The 4,067-nt window shown below is 70.5% G+C and carries 6 protein-coding genes; 4 read left to right on the top strand and 2 right to left on the bottom strand.

The genetic code is table 11. The features are described 5' to 3' along the window. Positions 1–227: 227 nt before the first annotated feature. Positions 228–392 carry a LamG-like jellyroll fold domain-containing protein gene (locus D7X74_RS40285; protein ID WP_158622363.1) on the top strand — a complete coding sequence of 55 codons (165 nt, stop codon included), beginning with the start codon at positions 228–230 and terminating at the stop codon, positions 390–392. A gap of 75 nt (positions 393–467) precedes the next feature. On the opposite strand, the gene D7X74_RS40280 is transcribed toward D7X74_RS40285, so the two are convergent. Beyond that, complete coding sequence (locus tag D7X74_RS40280; RefSeq protein WP_120538236.1) at positions 468–1,196, bottom strand: YebC/PmpR family DNA-binding transcriptional regulator; 729 nt, start codon at positions 1,194–1,196, stop codon at positions 468–470. A gap of 50 nt (positions 1,197–1,246) precedes the next feature. Next, on the bottom strand, positions 1,247–2,260 hold the full coding sequence (dgcN, locus tag D7X74_RS40275) for an N-acetyltransferase DgcN (RefSeq protein ID WP_120538235.1): 1,014 nt from the start codon (positions 2,258–2,260) through the stop codon (positions 1,247–1,249). 127 nt (positions 2,261–2,387) lie between these two features. Here dgcN and D7X74_RS40270 point away from each other — a divergent pair, with 127 nt between their 5' ends. The 3 genes from D7X74_RS40270 to D7X74_RS40260 all read left to right on the top strand — a co-directional run. After that, positions 2,388–3,026, top strand: a complete 639-nt coding sequence (locus D7X74_RS40270; RefSeq protein WP_120538234.1) for a hypothetical protein — start codon at positions 2,388–2,390, stop codon at positions 3,024–3,026. A 239-nt stretch (positions 3,027–3,265) separates the two neighbouring features. After that, complete coding sequence (locus D7X74_RS40265) at positions 3,266–3,877, top strand: RNA polymerase sigma factor (protein ID WP_233595518.1); 612 nt, start codon at positions 3,266–3,268, stop codon at positions 3,875–3,877. Between the two features lie 5 nt (positions 3,878–3,882). Next, the coding region (locus D7X74_RS40260) for an anti-sigma factor (protein ID WP_233602462.1) at positions 3,883–4,067 on the top strand (185 nt) is incomplete at its 3' end.

Here is a 4,067-nt window from a genome sequence, read left to right as displayed (position 1 = left end):
CCCCGCCGTCGCGCCCCCGGCGGGGGGCGCGGAGGCGGGGAGGGGAGTGCCGGGTGCTTCCAGTCGCGCGAGCCGCGTCTCCAACGCCGCGACCGTGGCCTCCAGCCGCTTCACCGTCTCCCGCAGGTCCTGACCTTCACCTTCGTCCGACATTGCCCCCCCTCATGCACCATCGCATCCCAACCCGCTGGACCTTCACGCAAGCACTGCCACCCCGGGTTCTCAATGTGAACGGATGCGATGTCCGTGCATGGCCCGGGGAGCGCCCCAGCCCGTCGCTGAATGTCGCCCTGGGCAACCGGCCTGGAGGCGGCACGCCGTTCAAGGGACGCATCGACGCGGTGCGGGTCTACGGCAGGGTGCTCAGCGCGGCGGAGCTTCAGCAGCTCTGACGCCGCGGTGAGCGGGGCCGGCCTCCGGAGGGGCCCGGGGGCCGGCGCTTCGCCTGGAGTCCCAGGCGCGCTTCTTCAGGCCAGGTTGTGGAACACGTGCTGCACGTCTTCGTCCTGCTCCAGCATGTCCACCAGCTTGAGGACCTCCTGGGCCTGCTCCTCGGGCAGCTCCTTGAGGGTGCCCTCCAGGGGGATGTATTCGGACTCCGCGGACAGCGGCGAGATGCCCTTGGCCTCGATGGCCGCCTGGAGCTTGCCGAAGTCCGCGAACTCGCAGCGCAGGAGGAGCTGCTTCTCCCCCTTCTCGCCGGTGGTCTCGCCCATCTCCTGAAGGCCGTGGTCGATGAGCTCCAGCTCCAGCGTCTCCAGGTCCAGTCCTTCGGGGTCCAGGCGGATGGCGCCCATGCGCTTGAACATGCGGGACACGCCGCCGGAGGTGGCCATGCTTCCGCCCAGCTTGGTGAACGGGAAGCGGACGTTGGCCACGGTGCGCACGATGTTGTCCGTCGCCGTCTCCACCAGCACGCCGACGCCGTGGGGCGCGTAGCCCTCGTAGAGGACGATCTGGTAGTCGGCCTGGTCCTGGCCGCTGGCGCGTTTGATCGCGCTCTCCACGTTGTTCTTCGGCATGTTCGCCGCGCGGGCATTCTGGATGGCCCGGCGCAGCGCGGAGTTGGAGGTCGGGTCCGGTCCGCCGGCCTTCACCGCGATCACGATGTCCTTCGTGATGCGCGTGAAGATCTTCGCCATCTTGTTCCAGCGGGCGAACATCGTCGCCTTGCGTGTCTCGAAAATGCGTCCCATGGTGCCTCCAATTATATCGCGGCCCGCCCCGGTGGGACGGGTTTCGCACGTCAGGCGCGCGGGAAGCGGCTCGCCAGCGCGTCGGCCAGGGGGCCCGCCCCCGTGCGCAGGGGGTCCACGCAGGGCAGCCCGTGCGCGCGGCCGGTGGTCTCCAAGAGCGCGAGGGCCGCGTCCTCGGCCAGGGACTCGGTGTTGATGGCGATGCCGGTGCACTGGATGGAGGGGTTCGTCAGCCGGCCCTCCAGCACCGTGCGGTCGATGACGTCCTGAATCGACGGCAGCGCATGCTTCACGCCACGCATCGTGGTGCGCGTGGGTTCGTGGCAGACGATGAAGGCGTCCGGCTGCGCGCCGTGCAGCAGGCCCAGCGTGACGCCCGCGAAGGACGGGTGGAACAGCGAGCCCTGGCCCTCCACCACGTCCCAGTGGTCCGCGTCGTTCTCCGGGGTGAGCCACTCCGCCGCGCCCGCGACGAAGTCGGACACCACGGCGTCCAGCGCCACGCCACGCCCGGAGATGAGGATGCCCGTCTGGCCCGTGGCCCGGAAGTCGGCCTTCCACCCGCGATTGCGCAGCTCCTTCTCCAGCGCCAGCGCCGTGTACTTCTTGCCCACCGCGCAGTCGGTGCCCACCGTCAGCACGCGCAATCCCTGGCGCTTCGTGCCCTTGCCCGTGGCGAAGTCCCGGTCCGGAAAGCGCACGTCGTGCAGCTTGCGCCCGTGCTTCGCCGCGGCCTCGGCCACGGCGGGGATGGAGCCCAGCCGCTTGTGCAGGCCGGTGGCCACGTCAAACCCGGCCTCCAGCGCCCGCACCAGCGTGGTGACCCACGCGTCCGCCAGCACGCCGCCCGCGTTCACCACGCCGACCACCAGCGTGCGCGCGCCCCGGGCCTTCGCCGCCGCGAGGTCCATGTCGGGCAGGCCACAGTCCGCCATGCACCCCGGCAGCCGCAGTTGGCCCACGCACCACTCGGGCCGCCAGTCCACGATGCCGTGGGCCGTCTTGGCCGCGAGCTGATCCTTCACGTCTCCCAGGAACAGCAGGTAGGGCTTGTCGATGTCCACGCGCCAGCGCCTTAGCACGGCGCAAAAAGGCCGTGGAAATGGCGCGGGGAATAAGCGCGACACCCGACGTAACAGGGCAGGGGCCCACACCGGTCTGTTCATCCCCCGCCCTTCTTCGGAGTCCTCCATGCGCTTCACCTCTTCCGCCGCCCTCCTGTTCGCCGCCTCGCTCGCCACCGCCTGTGGAGGTCCGCTGGAGGAGGACGCCGCTTCGACAGGACAGGAGGGCGAGGCCGCCAGCGCCAGCGATGCGCTGATCGTGTTGCCGCCCGTCCTCCCCTGCCTCACCAGCAGCACGGTGCTGGCGCAGCCGGACGGCGCGACGGTCCCCTACGTCTGGAACTGCCGCAAGACGGGCTATGTCTCCACCCACGCGTCGTCGGTGGATGCCACCTATACCCAGTCGTCCTGCGTCGACCGCTTCGTGGTGGATGTGACCAGCATTGGCGGCCGGTCCGCCAAGCCCTTCGTGGAGGCGGCCCCGACCTCCGCCCCGGCCTCCAGGTCGGCTTGCGAAAACCTGTCCGTCACCGCCGACGCCTGGGCGGTGACCACCGGCGCCTGGATGTACCTGGGCACGGTGACGGGCTCGGGTTCGTGGCTCCCCTCGGCCATCCCGGGCATCCCGGGCTACTGCCGGACGCGCTTCTACATCCCCGGCGACGCGGGCTACTCCAAGGTGCGGGTGACGGGCATCGCGACGTCGTACGGGACGAAGATCCCCGTGCGCACGGGCGCGGAAATCTTCGAAGGAAACCCCTGCTGATTCCGGGGGAATAAGCGCGGCCCCTGGCGTAACCCAGGGGGGAGGGCCCCCTTTCCCCTCGGGTCCTCGCCCCACTGGAGCCATCCCATGCGCTTGCCCCCCCTGGCCGTGCCCGGAAAGGGCCCCTGCTGACCCTCCGGAAACAAGCGGCGGGCGGCCAACCTGCCCGGTGGGAACCGCACGGGCGGGTATCGTCGGACTTCGCGGCCGGGGCGGGGCCTGCTAGGAACGGGCCCGTGGTGTTCCGCCCGCGATCGCCCCGTGTCGTCCCCCGGCCCGGGGAGTCCTCCGCATCCGAGAAGGAGGCAGCCCCAGCCTCCCGCGAGGACGCCGCGGAGTTCCAGGCGCTCGTCGCCCGGTGCGCACCCGCGTTGGAAGAGCGGGCCCGCATCCTGTGCCGGGGGCGCAACCCCTCCGACGCGAAGGACCTGTTGCAGGAAACCTACGAGCGGGCCTTCCGCGCGTTTCATACGTATGACCGGTCCGCGCCTCCCATGGCGTGGCTGGCGTCCATCCTCGTTCGACGCTTCCTCGACTGGTGCCGGCACGACCGGCGGCACCCCCAAGAGGAGTTCACCGACGCGATGGGGGACACCCTGGCGGAGGCCGAAACGCCGCCGGAAATCTGGGCGCACTACACGCTTGAAGACGTGTGGAGCGCGGTGGAACAGCTTCCCCCGGAGCTGCGCGAGGTGGTCCGAATGAAGGACATGGAGCGACAGAGCTACGCGGAGATCGCCCGACGGCTCGGCATCCCGTCCATGACGGTGGGCACCCGCCTGTTCCGCGCCCGCAAGAAGCTCAAGGAGCTGCTCCTCGCGCGACAGGGAAGCGCCGGGGTCTCCTCTTGAATCCGATGTGCGAACAGCTCGCCGCCTTCGTGGACGGCGAGCTGACCTCCGAGCAGGCCCAGGCCTTCAGTGTCCACCTGGCGGACTGCGCGGAGTGTCAGGCGGGGCTGGAGGACCAGGTGCAGGCGAGCCTCGCGGTGCAGGCCGCTGGGGATGCCCACGCGGCCCACCAGCGCCCCCAGGCGACCCC

The sequence above is a fragment of the Corallococcus sp. CA047B genome, from assembly GCF_003612065.1.
Taxonomy (GTDB): domain Bacteria; phylum Myxococcota; class Myxococcia; order Myxococcales; family Myxococcaceae; genus Corallococcus; species Corallococcus praedator.
This window is presented reverse-complemented; position numbering and strand designations above follow the sequence as displayed.